This is a genomic window from Paenibacillus sp. JCM 9796, assembly GCF_055379675.1.
The window spans coordinates 1,469,998-1,490,564 of record NZ_AP043723.1 but is presented as its reverse complement, the minus strand read 5'-3'; the positions used below and the strand labels follow the sequence as shown (position 1 = coordinate 1,490,564).

20 protein-coding genes are annotated in these 20,567 nt (G+C 40.9%); 18 read left to right on the top strand and 2 right to left on the bottom strand.

Going from position 1 to position 20,567, the window contains the following annotated elements; all coding sequences use genetic code 11:
* Nucleotides 1-6: 6 nt before the first annotated feature.
* Both ACZ439_RS07315 and ACZ439_RS07310 read right to left on the bottom strand, forming a co-directional pair.
* The gene (locus ACZ439_RS07315) at nucleotides 7-1,485 is read right to left on the bottom strand and encodes a glycosyl hydrolase family 28-related protein (RefSeq protein WP_464620827.1); all 1,479 of its coding nucleotides are present in this window, start codon (nucleotides 1,483-1,485) and stop codon (nucleotides 7-9) included.
* Between the two features lie 121 nt (nucleotides 1,486-1,606).
* Nucleotides 1,607-1,861, bottom strand: a complete 255-nt coding sequence (locus ACZ439_RS07310; protein ID WP_430106021.1) for a helix-turn-helix domain-containing protein — start codon at nucleotides 1,859-1,861, stop codon at nucleotides 1,607-1,609.
* 211 nt (nucleotides 1,862-2,072) lie between these two features.
* Here ACZ439_RS07310 and ACZ439_RS07305 point away from each other — a divergent pair, with 211 nt between their 5' ends.
* From ACZ439_RS07305 to ACZ439_RS07220, 18 genes are all read left to right on the top strand, one after another.
* Complete coding sequence (locus tag ACZ439_RS07305; RefSeq protein ID WP_054796042.1) at nucleotides 2,073-2,534, top strand: hypothetical protein; 462 nt, start codon at nucleotides 2,073-2,075, stop codon at nucleotides 2,532-2,534.
* Between the two features lie 180 nt (nucleotides 2,535-2,714).
* Nucleotides 2,715-3,470 (top strand): YveK family protein, encoded by a 756-nt coding sequence (locus ACZ439_RS07300; protein ID WP_430106015.1) that lies wholly within the window; start codon nucleotides 2,715-2,717, stop codon nucleotides 3,468-3,470.
* A gap of 55 nt (nucleotides 3,471-3,525) precedes the next feature.
* Nucleotides 3,526-4,143 carry a CpsD/CapB family tyrosine-protein kinase gene (locus tag ACZ439_RS07295; protein WP_430106013.1) on the top strand — a complete coding sequence of 206 codons (618 nt, stop codon included), beginning with the start codon at nucleotides 3,526-3,528 and terminating at the stop codon, nucleotides 4,141-4,143.
* Nucleotides 4,144-4,222: 79 nt separating this feature from the next.
* Nucleotides 4,223-5,116 carry a UTP--glucose-1-phosphate uridylyltransferase GalU gene (gene galU, locus ACZ439_RS07290; protein ID WP_430106010.1) on the top strand — a complete coding sequence of 298 codons (894 nt, stop codon included), beginning with the start codon at nucleotides 4,223-4,225 and terminating at the stop codon, nucleotides 5,114-5,116.
* Nucleotides 5,117-5,133: 17 nt separating this feature from the next.
* Nucleotides 5,134-5,796, top strand: a complete 663-nt coding sequence (locus ACZ439_RS07285) for a sugar transferase (protein WP_464621116.1) — start codon at nucleotides 5,134-5,136, stop codon at nucleotides 5,794-5,796.
* A gap of 25 nt (nucleotides 5,797-5,821) precedes the next feature.
* Nucleotides 5,822-6,763 carry a GDP-L-fucose synthase gene (fcl, locus tag ACZ439_RS07280; protein WP_054796044.1) on the top strand — a complete coding sequence of 314 codons (942 nt, stop codon included), beginning with the start codon at nucleotides 5,822-5,824 and terminating at the stop codon, nucleotides 6,761-6,763.
* Between the two features lie 16 nt (nucleotides 6,764-6,779).
* Nucleotides 6,780-7,769, top strand: coding sequence for a GDP-mannose 4,6-dehydratase (gmd, locus tag ACZ439_RS07275; RefSeq protein ID WP_430106007.1), 990 nt, complete (start codon nucleotides 6,780-6,782; stop codon nucleotides 7,767-7,769).
* 71 nt (nucleotides 7,770-7,840) lie between these two features.
* Nucleotides 7,841-9,487, top strand: a complete 1,647-nt coding sequence (gene murJ, locus ACZ439_RS07270; RefSeq protein WP_464620826.1) for a murein biosynthesis integral membrane protein MurJ — start codon at nucleotides 7,841-7,843, stop codon at nucleotides 9,485-9,487.
* A gap of 269 nt (nucleotides 9,488-9,756) precedes the next feature.
* A complete protein-coding gene (locus ACZ439_RS07265; RefSeq protein WP_464620825.1) occupies nucleotides 9,757-10,725 on the top strand; it encodes an O-antigen ligase family protein in 969 nt (322 codons plus the stop codon).
* A gap of 16 nt (nucleotides 10,726-10,741) precedes the next feature.
* On the top strand, nucleotides 10,742-11,947 hold the full coding sequence (locus ACZ439_RS07260; RefSeq protein ID WP_464620824.1) for a glycosyltransferase: 1,206 nt from the start codon (nucleotides 10,742-10,744) through the stop codon (nucleotides 11,945-11,947).
* 18 nt (nucleotides 11,948-11,965) lie between these two features.
* Nucleotides 11,966-13,261 carry a glycosyltransferase WbuB gene (locus ACZ439_RS07255; RefSeq protein ID WP_430105999.1) on the top strand — a complete coding sequence of 432 codons (1,296 nt, stop codon included), beginning with the start codon at nucleotides 11,966-11,968 and terminating at the stop codon, nucleotides 13,259-13,261.
* 14 nt (nucleotides 13,262-13,275) lie between these two features.
* Nucleotides 13,276-14,184 carry a glycosyltransferase family 2 protein gene (locus tag ACZ439_RS07250; RefSeq protein ID WP_430105997.1) on the top strand — a complete coding sequence of 303 codons (909 nt, stop codon included), beginning with the start codon at nucleotides 13,276-13,278 and terminating at the stop codon, nucleotides 14,182-14,184.
* Nucleotides 14,153-14,707, top strand: coding sequence for a WcaF family extracellular polysaccharide biosynthesis acetyltransferase (locus ACZ439_RS07245; RefSeq protein WP_054796093.1), 555 nt, complete (start codon nucleotides 14,153-14,155; stop codon nucleotides 14,705-14,707). The genes ACZ439_RS07250 and ACZ439_RS07245 overlap by 32 nt, the downstream gene beginning before the upstream one ends.
* A 42-nt stretch (nucleotides 14,708-14,749) precedes the next feature.
* Nucleotides 14,750-16,123 (top strand): sugar phosphate nucleotidyltransferase, encoded by a 1,374-nt coding sequence (locus ACZ439_RS07240; RefSeq protein WP_430105995.1) that lies wholly within the window; start codon nucleotides 14,750-14,752, stop codon nucleotides 16,121-16,123.
* A 16-nt stretch (nucleotides 16,124-16,139) separates the two neighbouring features.
* Nucleotides 16,140-16,679, top strand: a complete 540-nt coding sequence (locus tag ACZ439_RS07235; RefSeq protein WP_464620823.1) for a VanZ family protein — start codon at nucleotides 16,140-16,142, stop codon at nucleotides 16,677-16,679.
* Nucleotides 16,676-18,001: a UDP-glucose dehydrogenase family protein gene (locus tag ACZ439_RS07230; RefSeq protein ID WP_430105991.1), complete on the top strand. Its 1,326-nt coding sequence runs from the start codon at nucleotides 16,676-16,678 to the stop codon at nucleotides 17,999-18,001. Before ACZ439_RS07235 ends, ACZ439_RS07230 begins: the two co-directional genes overlap by 4 nt.
* A 263-nt stretch (nucleotides 18,002-18,264) precedes the next feature.
* Nucleotides 18,265-19,287: a hypothetical protein gene (locus ACZ439_RS07225; protein WP_464620822.1), complete on the top strand. Its 1,023-nt coding sequence runs from the start codon at nucleotides 18,265-18,267 to the stop codon at nucleotides 19,285-19,287.
* A gap of 23 nt (nucleotides 19,288-19,310) precedes the next feature.
* Nucleotides 19,311-20,516: a glycosyltransferase gene (locus tag ACZ439_RS07220; protein ID WP_464620821.1), complete on the top strand. Its 1,206-nt coding sequence runs from the start codon at nucleotides 19,311-19,313 to the stop codon at nucleotides 20,514-20,516.
* The last annotated feature ends 51 nt before the right edge of the window (nucleotides 20,517-20,567 follow it).

Here is a 20,567-nt window from a genome sequence, read left to right as displayed (position 1 = left end):
ATCGTTCTAATAGGAATTGAGTTTGATGGCTTGATACTTGGTTGTAATGGTTTGGGAGGTTTGACTAATGACGGACAAGGTTACTTTACCAAACTCATCTACGGAAGCGTTTAGGGAGGAAATCAGCTGACCTGAGAGGGCGTCATCTGCAATCATTTTTTGAACTGTTTTCAGATCGAACGCTGAATTATTCCTAAATCTGGCAAGAAACGTGTTTGCTCGACTGTGATTAAAATCTCCATTTGCGCTATAAACGTCAATCATCCATGTTCCCGGCGAAGATAATTGTAATGAGACTTCATGAATAGTACCAGTTGTTACGGTGGAACCGGTGAAATTATCAGTTAACAGGATTTGATTCAAGCTTTCTTTACTTCTAAACCATAAAAATTTGTCGTTAAAAATGAATTGCGAAGGAGAGCTGGGAAAGGCATCCGGTGATGAGGCATCAATGTAATAGGGAGCAGAAGAATCTTTAATATTGGCTGCAATGTTCCCGGCTACGTTTTGTATTCTTACGGATCCAGTATTTGTATTGGATGTATTGTTATTCATAATGATTGCATTGGAGGTGCGGATCTCAAGCTTGCTGTAATTCACAAAAGTCGTTTGGCTAACGGTTGTACGGTAGCCGTTATTATTAATCGCCGGATTCGGATTGGTCTTTGCTCCGTTAAACCGGCAAAAATTGAATTGCGTGAAGGAGACCTTTGCCGCGATTTCGATTCCTGCGAGCCTGGAGGCTGTGGTTTCAATGTCACAGCCATCGAAATGGTTGTTATTCCCGAATTCAACCTTTATGTTGTGCGGATAGGTATTGGATCCGCGTTCAATGACGCAGCCGATGAAGTGATTATTTTCAGGCCCATTGTCGAAATCGTTGTTATTATATCCAGAGAAATTTGGATTAGAGCCAATGAAAAGATGAGGAAGGTTTGTGCTTTGATTAAACTCGCATTTTAAAAACATATTATTCCCGGCGCCGTTCAATAGTGCCATCTGACCGTTATTATATTCAAGATCGAGTAAAGAAAAAAGATTATTTTGAGCAGCATCAATGACGATTCCCCAGTTTAAAGCGTAACTTATATTAACATTGTGAATATAGCGACCGACAACGGTACCCTGGGGCGTCGATCCGATAAGCATCCCATTGTTTGCTTTGCGAGCACAGTCGATAAAGAAGTCTCTTATTGACGCTCCTCGATTGCCGAATACGTTGTTGCCGGTTATTTTAATCACAAAGTCCAAATTAGTGGAAGCTCTTAATATCGACCCGAATCCATTCCCCACTAAACCGATATTAGCTTTATCGATGACTAATGTCTGGCTAATTAGATAAACGCCTACCGGTAAATACACGGAACCTCCGCCTGCGCCCGATGCTGCATGAATGGCTTGCTGAATAGACGAAGTGCTGTCTTTTGCTCCGCTCCGGTCCGCTCCGAAATCGATTACATTGTAAATCCCCTCAATCGAGCTCACAAGCACACAACCTTTATATAATAAATAACTTCCTATGCGTCAATATATGTTGAAATACAAAAAAGTTGATATAGTGATAAAGATGGAGAGACCTTTTGACTACTCAGTAGGATTTAAAACTTCAAAAATCCTCCATTCTTAGCGATATTTTTTCTTCAGTCAGCATAAGATCAGGGATATCTGCTCTTCCAATGAGATAGTCCGTTGAAACTTGGAAAAAATTTGCGATTTTCAATGTTGTATTGAAATCCGGTTCTCTTCTGTTGTTTTCATAATGGGATAGAGATGCGCGGGAGATGCCTAATTTATTGGCTAATTCCTCTTGCGTTAAAGCTGATTTCTCCCGAAGTATTGCTATTCGATCCCCGTATTTCATCCTTAATCACCTCCAGGAACATCACTTCGATACCGAAATGGTCATTAATCAAGTCGATACTGTCGAAAATTTGCTAATTGACAATTTTTTTATAATATAATGGTTTACAAAGATACATAATGTATATTATCTTAATTAATATACCATAAAAGAAACAAAACGTATCACGAATTTTATTTTGACCAATAAAGCGGAGGAAGGGAAGCGACTGATGCAAAGATCCGAAATATTTACTGGGCTTTCTATCCTTAATCCTGTGTATGCTTTATTGGAATGTCGTTTGTCAATCATTAAAGTGAAAGGTAAACCGGTGTTTACAAAATACGCAAGGGTGAAAATTAACGGTTTGACTATGAGGACGATTGAGTTTTCATCATCCTTGCAAATTCCTACGGATATAGAGATAACGTTTCTTTTAGAATTTATAGGCCCTATTCATGTCGTACGGTTGACCGGTACAGGTCTTGGGCTAATAAACAGCAATGAAACTTTATTTTCCTATCAGTATCGTTTGCATTACGAATCCAACTCTGAGGACCAAATGGCTTTATTTCATATGGCCAAACGGTTAGTTCATATAACAGATTTTCCTTTTAACCGTGCTCTAGAGGCTTATGACTGTTCTAACTTTTGGAAGGAAACATACTCTGTCATCAATGTGCGAAGTAAATAGCGCTTGACAAGATACAAAATGTATCATAAATTAGTGTTATAACAATCGTTGATACAATTTGTATTTAGTGGTGAATTTAATGTTCTTTGACGAGAACGGATAATTATCCAAGGAGGTTACTAAATCGCATTTGTAATGATACTAATTGTATCAATATAATGGGTTGGGAGAGAATTAAAAATGGAATTGGAATTAAAAGATTATTTCGGAATTATAAAAAAAAGAATTTGGTTGATGATTACATTGATCTTGGTTACTTCAGTCGCAACAGGTCTAGTTAGCTTTTTTATTATAAATCCGGTTTACGAAGCAAACACAAAACTAATCATCAATAAAGGCAGCGATGCTAATAATCAACTGTATTTAGATCCGGATTCGGTACGAACTAATATTTTGTTAGTGAACACCTACAAGGAAATTATTAAATCTCCGGCAATCATGGACAAGGTTGTCACAAACAACCCGGATCTGGAGATGACCTCTGAAGAGCTGATCAAAAATGTAAAAGTCAGCTCAGTTAACGATACACAAATTATCAACGTCTCTATCGAAAATAATTCTCAGGCAAAGGCGATAAAGATTGTTAATTCCATATCCGAAGTTTTTAAGTCGGAGATTCATCTCATTATGAAGGTGGACAATGTAACGGTCTTAAATGAGGCGAAAGCTAATGGAGAATTGGTTCCTGTACGTCCAAAACCTGTAATCAACATCGTGATCGCAATCATTGTTTCTTTTGTCATTTCTCTTGGTTTGATCTTTTTGCTGGATTATTTGGATGACACCATTAAAACCGAAACCGACGTTAATAAAATTCTTCAAATCCCTGTGTTAGCCACAATAAGTAAATATTCAAAAAATGATTTTAATAAACAGAATACTGACAATCAAATTACTAAAGTGGGTGAAACCAAATATGCCAGCCTCGGCCAGTAACTACCGACTGATCATTAATGAAAGTCCTAAATCGGCTGTTTCAGAGTCATATCGCATGTTAAGAACTAACATTCAATTTGCACAAATAGATAAAAGTATTCAGAGGATTCTAATTACATCAACTTGTCCAGGTGAGGGTAAATCCACCACGATTTCCAATTTAGGTATTGCATTTGCTCAAGAAGGCAAGAATGTAGTACTTGTTGATGCGGATTTAAGAAATCCAAGTTTACATAAATATTTTAAAAAATCCAACAGAGATGGAATTACTAACGTGTTGACTGGTCAATCGGAATTACTGCAGTCGTTGCATGAGACTCACGTGGACAATTTAACGCTTTTAACCGCAGGTCCGGCTCCTCATAACCCGGCTGAAATGTTATCCTCCAACAAAATGGATCATTTGATTGAGGAGCTATGTGCCTCCTATGACTATGTACTTTTTGATTCCCCTCCTACATTGGCTGTAACCGACTCACAAGTACTTTCAGCGAAATGTGATGGTGTCGTTTTCGTCGTCAGTTCTGGAAAAGTTAAGAATGAATTAGTGAAAAAAGCGATTGCGAGGTTGCAGCATGTGCAGGCTAAAATTCTTGGAGTGGTACTTAATAAAAAGGAATATGATGGGAAAAACCAATTTTACTATAGCTATGATGGCTCCAATCCCGAATAAAGTAAAGTGATCACCTCCATTAGGCAGCTGTAACAAAAATTTTACTATATACAAATTATTTATTCGGGAGGTAGTGACTATGACAACAGTTAGAAAAGCAATTATCCCTGCAGCTGGACTGGGGACGCGCTTTTTACCGGCAACGAAAGCGATGCCGAAAGAAATGCTGCCGATAGTGGATAAACCGACGATTCAGTATATCGTTGAAGAAGCGGTTCAATCCGGCATTACTGATATTATCATTGTAACAGGAAAAGGAAAAAGAGCGATCGAAGACCATTTTGATAATGCGTTTGAATTGGAACAAAACTTGTTGGAAAAAGGAAAGCTTGAACTCTTAAAACAAGTACAGCACCCTTCAAAAATAGTAGATATCCACTACATACGACAAAAAGAGCCTAGAGGACTAGGGCATGCTGTTTGGTGCGCAAGAAAATTTATTGGCAATGAGCCGTTTGCTGTGCTCCTCGGAGACGACATTGTTCATGCAGAAACGCCGTGCTTAAAGCAAATGATCCAATACTATGACGAAACTCAAAGTTCAATTATTGGCATACAACCGGTATCTCAAGAGGAAACGAACCGATATGGAATTATTGATCCGCTAGAGAAGCAAGGGCGATTATATAAAGTGAGCAATTTCGTGGAAAAACCAGCAAGAGGCAAAGCACCTTCGAATCTGGCAATCATGGGCCGCTACATACTAAGGCCAGAAATATTCGGCATCTTGGAGAAACAGGAAACTGGAACGGGCGGAGAGATTCAGCTCACGGATGCCATTCAAAAGCTAAATGAGCTACAGGACGTATTTGCCTATCATTTTGATGGTGTCCGCTATGATGTTGGCGAAAAATTAGGATTCATTCTTACCTCCTTGGACTTTGCGCTGATGAACCATGAACTCCGAGTTCCTTTACTGAATGCGATTGGAGAAATTATTAAGCGTGAAAATGCAGTAAAAATGCATGGTTAGGAGATAAAGAGATGGGCATGGAAATAAAATCCGAAACTGGCGATTTATCGAATCATTCTTTTGGGCGAGTTAGTCAAGCATACATCGTTGCAAAAAGAATACTGGATATTATCGGCGCGGTGAGCGGTATTATCCTGCTTGTTCCAGTTTTCCTATTCGTAGCCTTGCTGATAAAGCTTGAAGATCCGAAGGGACCTATTCTATTTTATCAAACTAGAATAGGTAAGGATGGTAAGCCGTTTCGGATGTATAAATTTAGATCCATGGTCTCTAATGCGGAAGAATTATTGACTCACTTGTTGAGCAAAAACGAGATAAATGGACTCATGTTTAAAATGAAGGAAGATCCAAGAATTACCAATATAGGCAAGTTTATTCGTAGAACAAGCATAGATGAGCTTCCGCAATTATTTAATGTAATCAAGGGTGAAATGAGCTTGGTTGGCCCTCGTCCTCCTCTTCCAAGAGAAGTCAAGGATTACTCCCCTTACCACATGAATCGGCTCAAGGTTACTCCGGGTTGTACGGGTCTGTGGCAGGTTAGCGGAAGAAATAACCTGGATTTTGAGCAAATGATTGAGTTGGACATTCGATATATCATGCAGCGGGACTTTTTTTTCGACCTGAAAATTATTTTGAAAACGATCAGACTTCTTTTAGGATCGAAGGATGCTTATTAGTGAAAGGTAGGCGGATATAGTACATATGGAGAAAACATGTTCCATTTATGTTGCGGGTCATCGAGGCTTAGTAGGATCTGCGATCGTGAGAAGTTTAGAAGCTAACGGGTACCTTAATATTGTAACCCGAACATCTTCGGAATTGGATTTAAGAGATTACAAAGCAGTAGAAGAGTTCTTTCAAGGGCATTCGATCGATTATGTATTTTTGGCTGCGGCGAAGGTAGGAGGAATCGTTGCGAACAATGAGTATCCGGCAGACTTCATTCGGGATAATCTCCTCATTCAGACTAATGTGATCGATGCTGCTTATCGTAACGGTATCAAGCGTCTTCTGTTTTTAGGCAGCACCTGCATTTATCCTAAATATGCTTCGCAGCCTTTGAAGGAGGAGTATTTGCTTGAAGGACAGCTTGAACCTACAAATGAACCTTATGCCATTGCGAAAATAGCAGGTATCAAAATGTGTCAAGCCTATAACCGGCAGTATGGTACCCAATATATTTCTGTTATGCCTACGAATCTTTACGGACCAAATGATAATTATGACTTACATCATTCCCACGTACTCCCTGCCCTAATGAGAAAATTCCATGAGGCCCAATTGCAAAATTCTCCATCAGTTACCATCTGGGGAACGGGAACCGCCAAGCGAGAATTTTTGCATGCCGACGACCTGGCTGATGCATGTTTGTACCTAATGAACAATTATTATGAGGATGAAATCATAAATATCGGGATTGGGGAAGATATATCGATCCTTGAACTTGCGGAGAAAATCAAGGAAATTACCGGCTACAAGGGAGAAATTATTCTGGATACGAATAAACCGGATGGAACTCCAAGAAAGCTCGTGGACACCACAAAAATAAACAATTTAGGCTGGAAAGCGATGATTTCGCTAGAGCATGGATTAGCCCAAACTTATCAATGGTTTATGGAGAACGAGTATACAAAATTAGCTTGAGAATGGGGAGGACTACATGAAAAAAGCTTTAATTACTGGAACTACTGGTCAAGATGGATCATACCTTGCAGAATTATTATTGGAGAAGGGATACAAAGTATACGGAATGCGAAGACGCACCAGCACTCCTAATTATGATAATATTGCGCACATAAGAAATGAAATTGACTGGGTTTCTGGAGATTTAACGGATCTTTCTTCGCTTATTCATGCGGTTAAAACCGCCAATCCAGATGAGATTTACAATCTCGCCGCCCAGTCATTTGTGGAAACTTCTTGGCCACAGCCTATGTTGACAGGCCAAATTACAGCTTTAGGGGTCACAAACATGCTGGAAGCGGCAAGAATCGTACGCCCTGAAGCACGCTTCTATCAGGCATCAAGCAGTGAGATGTTCGGGAAGGTTCTTGAAACCCCGCAAAAAGAGACCACCCCTTTCTATCCTCGTAGCCCATATGGAGTTTCCAAAGCGTATGGCCATTGGATTACAGTGAACTATCGCGAGAGTTTCGATATGTTTGCTTGCTCAGGAATTTTGTTTAATCACGAATCGCCAAGACGGGGGATTGAATTCGTTACACGCAAAGTAACAGATGGCGTGGCTAGAATTAAATGGGGATTGCAAAACGAACTCCGTATGGGAAACCTCGATGCAAAACGAGATTGGGGATTTGCAGGTGATTACGTCAAGGCAATGTGGTTAATGCTCCAGCAAAATGTGGCCGAGGACTTTGTCATCTCTACGGGGGAAATGCATACGGTCAGGGAACTGCTGGATGTCGCATTTTCCTACGTCGGTTTGAATTACGAGAACTATGTAATCGTCGATTCCCAATTTTTCCGACCTGCGGAAGTGGATTTGTTGCTTGGCGATTGTTCTAAAGCTAAAGAAATGCTTGGATGGAAGCAGGAAGTCAGCTTTAAAGAATTGATTCATATGATGATTGAGGCTGACCTGTTCCGCGTTGAACGTGAAATCAAAAATAATATTTTATCTGTGGTTTGATCATTTGTAATTACATGCAGGGAGGTCGTGCCAGCATTCGGCCTCCCTGAACATTCATGGGGGAAAATACATTGTCTGAGCTAGCTCTTGCTGATAAGTCCAAAGCAAGTCAAGCGGTTGAAAAATTAACCAAACCTGCAATTTGGTTGTTTGCTGCAACAATACTAGGACGTTTGTTGGGCTTTGTAAGAGAATCTACGTTAGCTGCATTTTTCGGAGTAGGACCTGAGGTTGACGCTTTTATCATGGCTCAAACGGTAACGTTTATACTATTCAGCTTTTTGGGAACATCAATAGGTACGGCGGGAATACCGGTTCTTTCTGTCTTGTATGCAGACAAAAAGGTTGACGTATTCCGAAATGTAAGCTTAAGTCTTCTGCATATCGTACTTTTGGTACTGGGTGTATTTGCATTCGTGGGATATTGGATCGCGCCTTTCCTTATTCATACAATCGCACCGGGGTTTACGGAACACCAGAGCGAATTGGCGATACATTTAACCCGAATCATGATGCCGGTAACGGTTTTTCTCGGTCTTTCCGGTTGGGCAACCGCTGTCCTTCAGTCTCAAAGCAAGTTTGGATATTCGGCATTAAGTAATATACCTAACAATGGCGTCGTTATTGTTGGTATGTTTGCCGCAGGATTCCTGGGCGGAATTGAATGGGTCACATTGTGTTACGTATTTGGAGTGGCAGCCCAATTCGCGATTCAACTTCCAGGGCTGAGACAAATACGTTACAAATGGAATTTAAACCTGAAAGACGCTGATTTCATGAAGATTTTGAGAATGGCCCCTTCAACGATAGCAACAGGGTTAGGTACACAGATTAATGTCGTCGTAGACCGTTTTTTTTCATCGGGTTTAATGGTGGGAAGCGTCGCGGCCCTGGGTTATGGCCAGAGGATTTTTAGTTTGTTCATCGGAATTGTCCAGATGCCGATTCTGATGGTTCTTTTCCCAAAGCTTTCTGAACATGTAGGTCTGAACAAAGACGAGGAATTTAAGGAACTGATACGTAAAGGGCTGGGGATACTTTCATTCTTTATGATCCCGATTTCCGCAGTATTAATGTTCCTGGCTATTCCGTTTACGCAAATATTGTTTGAACGGGGAGCATTTGACCAAGCGGCAACCGTGATTACAGCGTCTATTGTTTGTTTTTACGCTCTGGGCCTTCCCTTTCTTTCCTGGAAAGAGTTTTTACTCCGAACGTTTTATGCCATGAAGGACTCAAGGACTCCCGTTATCAATACGAGCCTGCTGGTGAGCATCAACATCACTTTAAATGCCATATCCGTACCGTTCTTTGGAGTTAAAGGGTTAGCCTTAAGTACATCAATCTCAGAAATCATTAGTTTCCTTGTTCTTTATAACATCTTGCGAAGAAAAATATATAAGAAGACGGGAAAGCGCATGCAGCTTTTTCCATTTATGAAGTCAGTTATTTCGGTTATCGCAATGGGTGGGGTTATGTATGTCATGTGCGGGATGTTGGGAGTCAATCTGCTGGCAATAAGTATGGATTCGAAGCTAGTACTCACAGGAGAAACGATGTTGGTGCTGGCTGCAGCGGCACTAACCTACCTAAGTGTTGCGTTGCTCTTAAAATCGAGTGAAATGCTGTTTTGTTTAAAAACGATTACTAAAATGCTAAGTAATCAAAAACGGATCTTTCTTCCACCAAAAAAAGTAAACAAAGGTTGGGGAGAATGAAGCATGCCGCCTTTAAGACCTTATTATTCCTTCTAGTCTCAAGCAATGTGCTTTCATTTATGCGGTTTAGTTTTATGGATTATTTGTACGTGTTAAAGTATCTCATTTTCTTGTTCTGTGCAGCGTTAATATTGGTCTATTTTTGGGCCGAGAAAAAAAATTTTTTTATAACTCCCTATTTCAGAATAACAGCCATTTTCTTTTACTTGTGGATAATCATCATGTCACTAGCGCTCATGAGCAGTTCATCCCTGGGTGACATCCTTTCCATGGGCATGACCATTATTTCTTATGTTATGCTCTTTGTCTTCACATTAATTTTACTTCCAAGCTATATCTGGCAAAAGAACATCAAGTATGTCGATATCGTTCAAGTCTTTTATGTCTCGCTATTGTTTTCCATGGGAATATCGATTTTGGCGGGCTGGAACGATCCCGAATCGTTTCACCTTGATCCTTATAGCTTGAGAAATCGTTATCTAGCATACTTTCAACATCCGAATTCAGTAGGTCTGTACGCTTTTTTTGGAGTCAATCTGTCTCTGATCCTGTGCTTGCTTCGTCGCCGTTTTATCTATATGCTCACGCTTCCCTTCTATTTGATACTGATTGACATGAGCGGCAGTCGAACTGCATTGTACTGTGTTATAGCCATGCTGCTCCTCTTTGCCTTGAAAAAGTTCATTTACCCGCCGTTATTGCAAATGATTAAACATCCTGTTGTATTTTTACCTCTGTTCATGGTACCTGTCGCATTATTAGCTATTTCAGTAGACAAGAACGCGCTGCTGGAAACTGTGGATCAAGCACTTAGCAACAGGATCACGATTTGGAACGGTGTATTAAGCAAAAACGAAGGGTGGTTTGATTATCTGATTGGCCAAGGAACCTTGAAGACGAATGAGATCATGGATAACTACTATCTGGTCGTCATCACAAGCACAGGGTTATTAGGACTCGCCTTCTTCTTGGCCATGGTTCTAAACTCCCTGTACAGTCTTCTGAAGCAGTACAGTCGAAGCCCCCAAAAGGCGTTAGGTATGATCATTGCTGTGCTGCTCGTTCTCCTTCTTTATTCCTTTACTGAAAGCGTCTTGTTCACGATAGGGAATGCCTTGAGCATCTTTGTCTGGTCATCTGTAGGCATTTGCTTTCTTGAGCTAAGTCACATAAGAGGTTTTTTAGGAAAGAGCAGGGTACAGGGCAACTACGTTGTAGAAAAAAAACATTCTCATTGAGAAGGAAGATGAATGCGTGAGAATACTTCATGTAATATCAAACCTCGCTCCAAGATACGGGGGACCTGTCAAAGCTGTCTTAGAAATGTCAAAAGCATTGGCCAATCTCGGACATGAAGTTCGAATTTTTACAACTGATCAGGACGGTGATGATCGGCTTAGTGTTCCTTTGTTCGAGCCGGTTGTTAAAGATGGAGTAGAAATCACATATTTCCCTGTACAAAAGCCGAATTTTTGGAGCACTTCTATGCCCTTGGCCAATGCTCTTAAAGAAGAGATACCCAAGAATGATATAGTCCACATCCATGCGTTATACATGTTCCATAATTTTGCGGCTGGCCACTATTGCAGGAAATACAAGGTACCGTACATCGTTTGTCCTCACGGATCTCTGGACCCATTTATTTATAAACGTCATAGAAACCGCAAAAGACTGCTGGAGTTTTTGTTCGAAAAAAGGAACTTTAAGCATGCAGCCGCGCTGCATTTTATTACGGAAGAAGAGATGAATTTAGCTAAACCCGTTAGCTATGAAACAAAAGGAATGGTTGTTCCCCTTGGCTTGGACTTGGCGGAATTTCAGAACATGCCGGAACAAGGTGCATTTAGAAATCGGTATGAACAATTAAAAGGAAAAAAAATCATACTGTTTTTCGGAAGATTAAACTATAAAAAAGGTCTGGACTTGTTAGTTAATGCTTTCTCGGTTGTTATAAAGGCTCACCCGGATGCTGCTCTTGTTATTACAGGACCGGACAATGAGAGCTATGGAGAGCAGGTAAAGCGCTGGGTCTTGGACAAAAAACTGTCGGATCACGTTATTTTTACTGGAATGCTCAGAGATCAGGATAAACTGGCTGTGCTTCAGGATGCTGATGTCTTCGTGCTTCCCTCGTACTCGGAGAACTTTGGAATTGCGGTTATCGAATCCTTAATCTGCAAAACTCCGGTGATTATTTCCGATAAGGTGAATATTTGCAAAGAGATAGAGGATAATGGCGCTGGATTGATTACCCAGTGTAATGAAGAATCCGTTGCGGATCGGATACGGACTTTATTAGAGGATTCCGACCTAAGGAATACGATGGGTAAAAATGGCGAAGAAATGGTTCGGAAATATTTCCATTGGGATCAAATCGGCCAATCGCTCGAAAATGAATATAACAATGTGATCCGGCATGAATTGGAAAATAAATACTTGAAGAGCGTCAGTACTTCTTAGCCGGGAAAGGAGAATCGAATGGGGCCTGCAAAAAAAATTCTGATCTATAGTATGAACTTTGCTCCTGAATTAACCGGTATTGGCAAATATAACGGGGAATTGGCGGAATGGCTGTCCAAGCAAGGGTATCAGGTAAGAGTCATCACGGCCCCCCCTTACTATCCGCAGTGGGCAATTAAGAAGGGATACTCGGCTACTCGATACCAGAAAGAACAATTATTTCCCAACGTTCTGGCATGGCGTTGTCCGATATGGATCCCTTCTAAAGTATCCGGGGTTAATCGTCTTCTACATTTATTGTCATTTGCAATTACCAGTTTTCCAATCTTGTTCATTCAGCTGTTTTGGCGCCCTCATATGTTATTTGTTGTAGAGCCGCCTCTAGTCATTTCACCTGCATCGGTATTGCTTGCTAAGTGCTTCAGGATAAAAACATGGCTTCATGTCCAGGATTTTGAGGTGGATGCTGCGTTTGATCTCGGGCTACTTCCTAATCAATCCATATTTAAAACAGTTGTTCTTTCTGTGGAACAATGGTTAATGAAACGGTTTGATGTTGTATCTACGATTTCAGCAAAAATGAAGGCTAAATTAGTAAAAAAGGGGGTCGCGTTAAATAAAATCAGGTTTTTCCCAAACTGGGTAAATACCCGATCCGTGTATCCTTTAGACGAGTACATAAGCGCGTATCGGGAGCAATTAGCTATACGGAAGGATGATATCGTCTATTTATACTCGGGCAACATGGGGGAAAAGCAAGGGTTAGAAATTGTATTGGAGGTTGCCAAAAGGTTAAAGAGATTTAAGCATATTCACTTTATTTTATGCGGGGAGGGAGTGGCGAAAGAGAGATTGCTGCTCCAGGCTGAGCAGCAGCGATTGAAGCAAGTTCATTTTCTTCCGCTGCAGCCTATTGAACGCCTTAACGATTTATTGAATACCGCGGACGTGCACCTGCTCATTCAAAAGAACAATGCTTCCGATTTAGTCATGCCCTCCAAGCTGACGGGGATACTAGCCAGCGGTCGTTGTATTATCGCTACCGCAAACGAAAATACATCGGTTGCACAAGCGATGAGCGAAGCGAATGCGGGAGTTGTCGTTCAGGCTGAACAGATGGAACAACTGGCCGATGCCATCTACTCTCTATCGCTGGATAAAGAGTTACGGAGAATTTACGGGAAAAATGCAAGGACTTATGCGGAAAACCGGCTTGGTCTTGATTCGATCATGCATAATTTTCATAGAGATATTAGTGATCTTGCGTCGGGAAAAGAAAATGTCAATGAAGGCGGTATTAATGCCCAAGGTTAAAAGAAGGGTGGTGAATGAACATGATTGATTTGACCGTTATTATACTGACGAAAGATGAAGAGAACAATATTGAAAAGTGTATCCGTTCCTTTATGGGAATAGCCAAAAGGTTTGTTATCGTTGACAGCTTTAGCAAGGACCGGACTAAAGAAATTTGTTTAGGCTTAGGGCTGGATTTTTATGAGCACGAGTTTACAGATCATGCTTCCCAATTTAATTGGGCTTTGAAGCATACGGATATTACCACGCAATGGACGATGAGAATGGATGCGGACGAGGAATTAACGGAGGAGCTTTGTGAAGAAATTCAAACAAAAATTAATTTGCTCCCGCCGGAAACAAACGGGATCATTCTCAAACGCCGGGTATATTTTATGGGGAAGTGGATTAAACATGGCGGCGTGTATCCGCAATGTCTATTAAGGGTCTTCAGAACAGGGACTGCCGTCTGCGAGCAAAAGCTCATGGATGAGCACATCATCTTACTGGGAGGGGAGACCGTTACTTTTGATAAGGATATGATCGACAACAATACAAAAAATCTTGAATGGTGGACTCAAAAACATAATTGGTATTCAAATAAAGAAGTTTCCGAATTCCTTCAAAATAAAAAACAAATCCAGAAAAACCAGGACGAAGTCATTCCGAGTTTGTTTAAAGGTCAGGCAGAAAGAAATAGGTGGCTAAAATATTTTATTTATTATAGAATTCCATTATTTACCAGACCCATGGTATATTTCATCTATAGGTATATCTTTAAACTCGGATTTCTCGATGGAAAAGAAGGGATTGTATTTCATTTTCTTCAAGGCTGCTGGTATCGATTTTTGGTGGATGCCAAAATACTTGAATTGCAAAAAATCCAAAAAAGCAAGGTTGGGAGTTCTGCGTATGGAGAACAGAATTCGTTTGGATCATTATAATCAGGACTGGTACACCCGCGGCAGAAGTAATGTCATCGTACTGTTATGGTGGTTCGTTCAGGGTACGTTATTCCGATTTTCAATTCACAACATGTATGGATGGAGACGTTTCTTATTGCAGCTGTTTGGCGCAAAGATTGGTCAGGGCGCACAAATTCGGGCTACTGCAAAATTTACTTACCCATGGAAGGTTACGATCGGGGACTACTCTTGGATCGGCGACAACACGGAGTTTTACAGCCTTGATTTCATTCAGGTAGGCAGCCACTGCACAATTTCGCAAAATTGCTATTTATGTACAGGGACTCATGACATGACAGATGCTAAATTCGGATTAATTACGAAGCCCCTAACGATTAGGGACGGGGCTTGGATTGCAAGCGATGTGTTTATTTACCCCGGGGTTCATGTAGGGACCATGGCGGTTGTTGCCGCTAGAAGCACCGTCGTGCGCGATATTCCCGAGAATGAAGTTCATGCGGGCGTACCGGCAAAATATTTGAGGAAAAGATTCATAGAGTAAGCAAGGGTACACAAATAGATAAAAATGATGGGAGTGGTAGGAATGAAGCTTGTTCTGTTATCAGGAGGCTCCGGAAAGCGACTCTGGCCGTTATCTAACGATGCCAGGTCCAAACAATTTCTTAAAGTTCTGCACAATGAATCGGGAGAAAAGGAATCCATGGTTCAAAGAGTATGGCGGCAGCTCGATTCGGTCGGACTGGCTAAGGATGTTATCATTACTACGGGGAAGAGTCAAAAGGAGATTGTCCAGAGGCAATTAAATCATATTACGGAAATTATCGTTGAACCTGAACGCAGGGATACGTTTCCGGCCATCGCATTGTCTGCTATCTACTTATATTCCATAATCGGAACACCATTAAATGAAGTGGTTGCGATTTTGCCCGTGGACTCTTATGTGGAAAATAAATTTTTTGAAAATATAAATGAGCTTGAGCAGAGTCTGCAGAACTCAGGTGCCGATCTGGCGTTAATCGGCGTAAAGCCGACGTACCCGTCAGAAAAATACGGATACATCGTCCCGAACGATTCAGATGAACTGCATGAAAAAAACTATCAGTATATTAACTTTTTTACAGAAAAGCCGACGGAGCGAGAAGCTGAGCGTTTGATCGAACAAAAAGCATTATGGAACTGCGGAGTGTTTGCTTTTAGACTCAACTATGTAATAAATCTTCTCATCGAAAAAGGATTGCCTATTCAATACGAAGAAATGCTGAAGCAATACGACAAACTTCCCAATATCAGCTTTGATTATGAGGTTGTCGAAAAAACGACTCGTTCCGTTGTAGTCGCTTATGACGGTTATTGGAAAGACCTGGGGACCTGGAATACATTAACCGAGGAAATGTCAACACACACTATGGGCAACGGCATTATCTCCGAACATTCGGTCAATACGCATGTTGTAAACGAATTGGACGTTTTGGTTACCGTTATCGGCATGAAGGATGTTGTAGTAGCAGCAAGTCCAGACGGTATTTTGGTCGCAGATAAAGCATCCAGTCCCAGATTAAAGGAGCTGTTGAAACATAATGTGCAGCGACCCATGTTTGAGGAGAGAAGATGGGGACAGTATAAGGTGCTTAATTATAAAAAACAGATCAACGGGACGGAAACTTTGACTCGTTTAGTGCAAGTAACGGAGGGGCAGTGTCTAAGCTACCATGAACATAAAAAACGCTGCGAATATTGGACCATTCTTTCCGGGAAGGGACAATTCGCGATGGATGGAAGAATTCAAGACGTTCAAGCCGGGGATATGCTGAAAATTCCGTCAGGCAGTTTCCATAGTATTAAGGCGCTAATAGACATGCAATGGATCGAAGTTCAAATGGGAATCGAACTCGATTCCGAAGATTCGGTAAGAATGCTTTCACAATGGGATGAAATTGAAGAACATTGCCGTTTTTAGGCAGGAACGAGGGAGCTTGAAAGTTCTTGGGGAGTTGAATCATGCGTTTAAAATCAAATCCTTCTGGATTTATTTCACACTAGCGCTTGTTTGGGTATCATTCATTTATTACTTTTCGAATCAGTCCTACGAAAAACAGGACATTACGTATTGGATCCAAACGTATTTGCCTGAAAAAACATGGAAGTCTCAGTTATCATGGATTCAATTTCAGTACAACGGTAACGAAATCAGCATTCAACATATCGGTTATTTAAACTTCGTCGGTTTTATGATTAGGAAACTGGCGCATTTGGTCGAATTTTCAATTTTGGGCGTTGTAATATTCAGAATCCTTGTTCTATTTTTTAGACCGCTAGCTTCACTTGCTTTGACGCTATGCTGCGGCTGCTTGCTGGCGGCATTGGACGAATTTCAGCAGCGTTTCGCAACGCACCGAACATCTCTTGCTTCGGATGTCATATTGGATATGATTGGAATTATGTTGGGCGTCTTATTGTGTTTCATCTGGTATGGAATTAAAATAGGGCTTTCAAATGGAAGGAGAAAAAAATGAAAATCACTGTTATAGGGGCAGGGTATGTAGGGCTCATTAGTTCGGTTTGTTATGCTGAATTGGGCTACCAAACCGTTTGCCTGGATACAGACCCGGATAAGATCAAGAAACTCAATCGCTATGAGTCCCCCATTTATGAGCCGGGATTGGAACTGCTGCTTAAGAAAAATATGGAGAAAGGCAAGTTACGATTTACGGATTCCTATGAGGAAGCAGTTCCTGAATCAGATATCATCGTGATAGCCGTAGGAACTCCGAGTAAGGAAAACGGGATGGCGGACATATCTTTTGTTGAACATGCAGCCCTATCTTCGACACCCTATATGAAAAGAAATGCGGTGTTGGTTATGAAAAGCACTGTACCGGTAGGAACTGGCGATTACATAGAAGCGATTATCCAGGAATACGTTCCTGAGGACATGAATATTCAAGTCGTGTCGAATCCAGAGTTTCTAAGAGAAGGTACTGCTATCCAAGATACATTCCACGGAGACCGCATCGTTATCGGGGCCAATCAGGAGCGTGCAGCGAAGCTGATTCAAAGCATTCATGAACCATTAAATATTCCTGTCGTTATCACAGATCGACGCAGCTCCGAGATGATAAAATATGCGTCAAATGCTTTTTTAGCAACGAAAATTAGTTTTGTCAACGAAATTGCTAACCTGTGTGAGATGCTAGGCGCAAATATCGATAAAGTGTCGGAAGGTATGGGCATGGATCATCGAATAAGCCCCCATTTCTTGAAGGCTGGGATCGGCTACGGCGGTTCGTGCTTTCCGAAAGATACGAAAGCATTAATACAAATTGCCGGGAATATGCATTATGATTTTGAATTGTTGCGCTCCGTAGTGAAAGTTAATGAAAAGCAGCAAATAAGTTTGCTGCATAAGGCTATATCATTCTATGGAAGTATAAAAGGCTTACGATTTGCCGTGCTGGGACTTTCGTTTAAACCTAATACGGATGATATGCGCGAAGCACCTTCCATCCGAATGATCGATGAATTAATGAATAGCGGTGCCCAAGTTGTCGCATATGACCCCATTGCCGGTTCCAAAGCAAAGAAATTTCTTCATTCCAATATTGAATATGCGAAATCACCGGAGGAAGCGCTTCAGGAAGCGGATGGGGCTTTTATCTTGACGGAATGGGATGAAATTAAAAACATGGATCTCTCCAAGCTGCATAAGTGGATGAAAACCCCCGTTATTTTTGACGGACGAAATTGCTTTCAACTTTCCGATGCCAGAAAGGACGGGATTGATTACATCTCGGTTGGGCGGCCTCACATCATAAGGTCTATGCAATCCCTTGTTTAACATCTTCCTTGGAAAAAAGGTTGTGTTCCATAGTGAGAAACATTACGTTTCATGTTTGGATATTTCTAATTGTAACCATAAATATTTTATCATTCATGAAATTTAATGATAACCTCTTTTATTTTACAAAATTTATAATCGTTTGCGCGCATTTTCTTCTTCTGTTCTTCCATTTGATCAGGCAGAAGATGAATGTATCGCCATCGATAAAATGGCTTAGTGCCATCTTCTACTGCTGGACAGTAGTGATGTGCTTTGGACTTATGAATAGTTCAACCTATACCCAGTTTTTCAATAGTCTTCTTTCCATTGGCTCTTATGTCCTGCTGTTTTTCTACAGTATTTTATTACTTCCAAATTATATGAAGCGGAAACAAATTGATTACTTGTCATTTGTTAAAACGGTGTTTTATGCAATCGCGATATGTATGGCTTTTGCTGTTGCTGCCGGTTTCACGGATCCCAAAGCGTTTCATTTCGATCCGTTCAGTCTGCGTAATCGTTATCTTGGATTTTTCCGTCATCCTAATTTTATGGGGTTGTATGCTTTTCTTGGATTTCTTGTTACGGTGTTATTATTTTATTTGACAAAAAAACGGGGGTATCTTGCAGCAGCCCCTGCATATGGTTACCTGGTTTATTTAAGTGCGAGCAGAACAGCTCTCACAGCTATCATTTTGTTACTCCTGATCGTCCTACTTCGAAAGTACGTGCTTCGTTCATTACATGTTACGATCCGAAATTCCGTCCCCATTGTACTTGGTGTCGGGCTGTTAACGGTTTGTGTCTTTCATTTTATTGATCTTCAAACCGTGCTTAGCGAGATGGATCAATTATTAAGCAACCGTGTAACGATATGGACTCATTTTTTATTTAGCAATGAAACATGGGGAGAGTATTTAGTAGGACAGGGTATGGAAAGCTCCAAGGTTTCTAGAGATAATTATTATTTCGTTGTCCTGCTGAACACCGGATTTTTAGGGTTATCGATTTTTCTTATGATGGTGACTTATTCATTACATGTGTTATTAAGAAGGTTTTCGTCATCTTCATTTATGTCGCTTGAATTATTAATTTCCTTCTTTATCGTTTTACTCGTTTATTCGTTTACCGAAAGTATATTGTTTACACTGGGAAATTCAGTGAGTTTCTTCTTGTGGTGCTCAATTGGAATTCACTTCAATTTAATTCATGAAGGTCAAGGACAATCATTGGAGATTGAGAAGAAATCCATACGAAAGAAGCTGAAGCTACATGATTATGAGAATCCTTCAGTATTAGTCTAAGCTAAAGGAAAGGAAGCGTCACTATGAAGATCCTTCATGTAATTGCGAATTTAGCCCCCAGATATGGAGGTCCTGCAAAGGCAATCATGGGTATGGCTCGTTCTTTGGTGGGACTGGGGCATCAAGTAACCATCTTTACGACAAATCAAGACGGACCCGGAGTATTGGATGTTCCGCTTTATAAGCCGACATTCCATGAGGGTGTCGAAATAAGGTATTTTCCCATACAGAATCCTCGTTATTGGGGTACTTCGTTCTCGTTAGCCAATGCTTTAAGGCGTGAAATTCCAAATTATGATATCGTGCACACGCATTCCCTTTATTTATTTCATAATTGGATGGCTGGGATGTATTGCAGGCATTACAGAGTACCCTTTATTGTTAGGCCGCATGGCACCCTAGATCCCTATATTTATCAACGCAATCGTTCACGTAAACGAATTATGGAGCTTTTGTTTGAAAATAAAAACATGAAAAGTGCTTCAGCGCTTCATTACACAACCGAAGAGGAAATGCTTCTTGCCAGGCCGGTTACATTTAACAGTAAAGGCTTCGTAGTACCGAACGGGGTAGATTTGGACGAATATGCGAATATGCCCGAGATCGGCGGATTTAGAAAACAGTATCCGGAGCTTACGGGAAAAAAAATCATTTTGTTTTTCAGCAGGCTTAATTTTAAAAAAGGTCTGGATATATTAGTCGACGCTTTCTCAAAAATTCATCAACAGATTCCGGACGCCTTTCTGGTCATTGCCGGCCCCGATAACGAAAATTATGGAGAAAAAGTGCGTCAATGGATTGGTGAACGCAACATAGGTGACAAGGTGCTATTTACCGGTATGTTGACTGGAACAAAGAAGCTGGAAGCCTTACAAGAAGCTGATTTGTTTGTTTTGCCCTCGTATTCGGAAAATTTCGGTATATCTGTAATTGAAGCACTCATATGCGGGACACCTGTGCTCATATCAGATAAAGTGAATATTTGGAGAGAAGTGGTAGTTCATAGAGCCGGTCGAGCGGCCCCCTGCGATTCGAATGCTTTTGCTTCTGAAATGAAGGATCTGCTTTCTAATCCGCAAATATGCGATGATATGGGGGAACGTGGAAAACGATTTGTTGCTAATTATTATGATTGGGAACATGTTGGTCAGCAGCTTGAGAAAGAATATCAGAGTATTATTAATGGAAGGAAGAAAAAAAGCATGAGCGTTGTAGGTATGTCAAACTAGCATTACAAATAAAAAGCCGGAGCTTGTATAAGCTCCGGCATGACTTCGCTC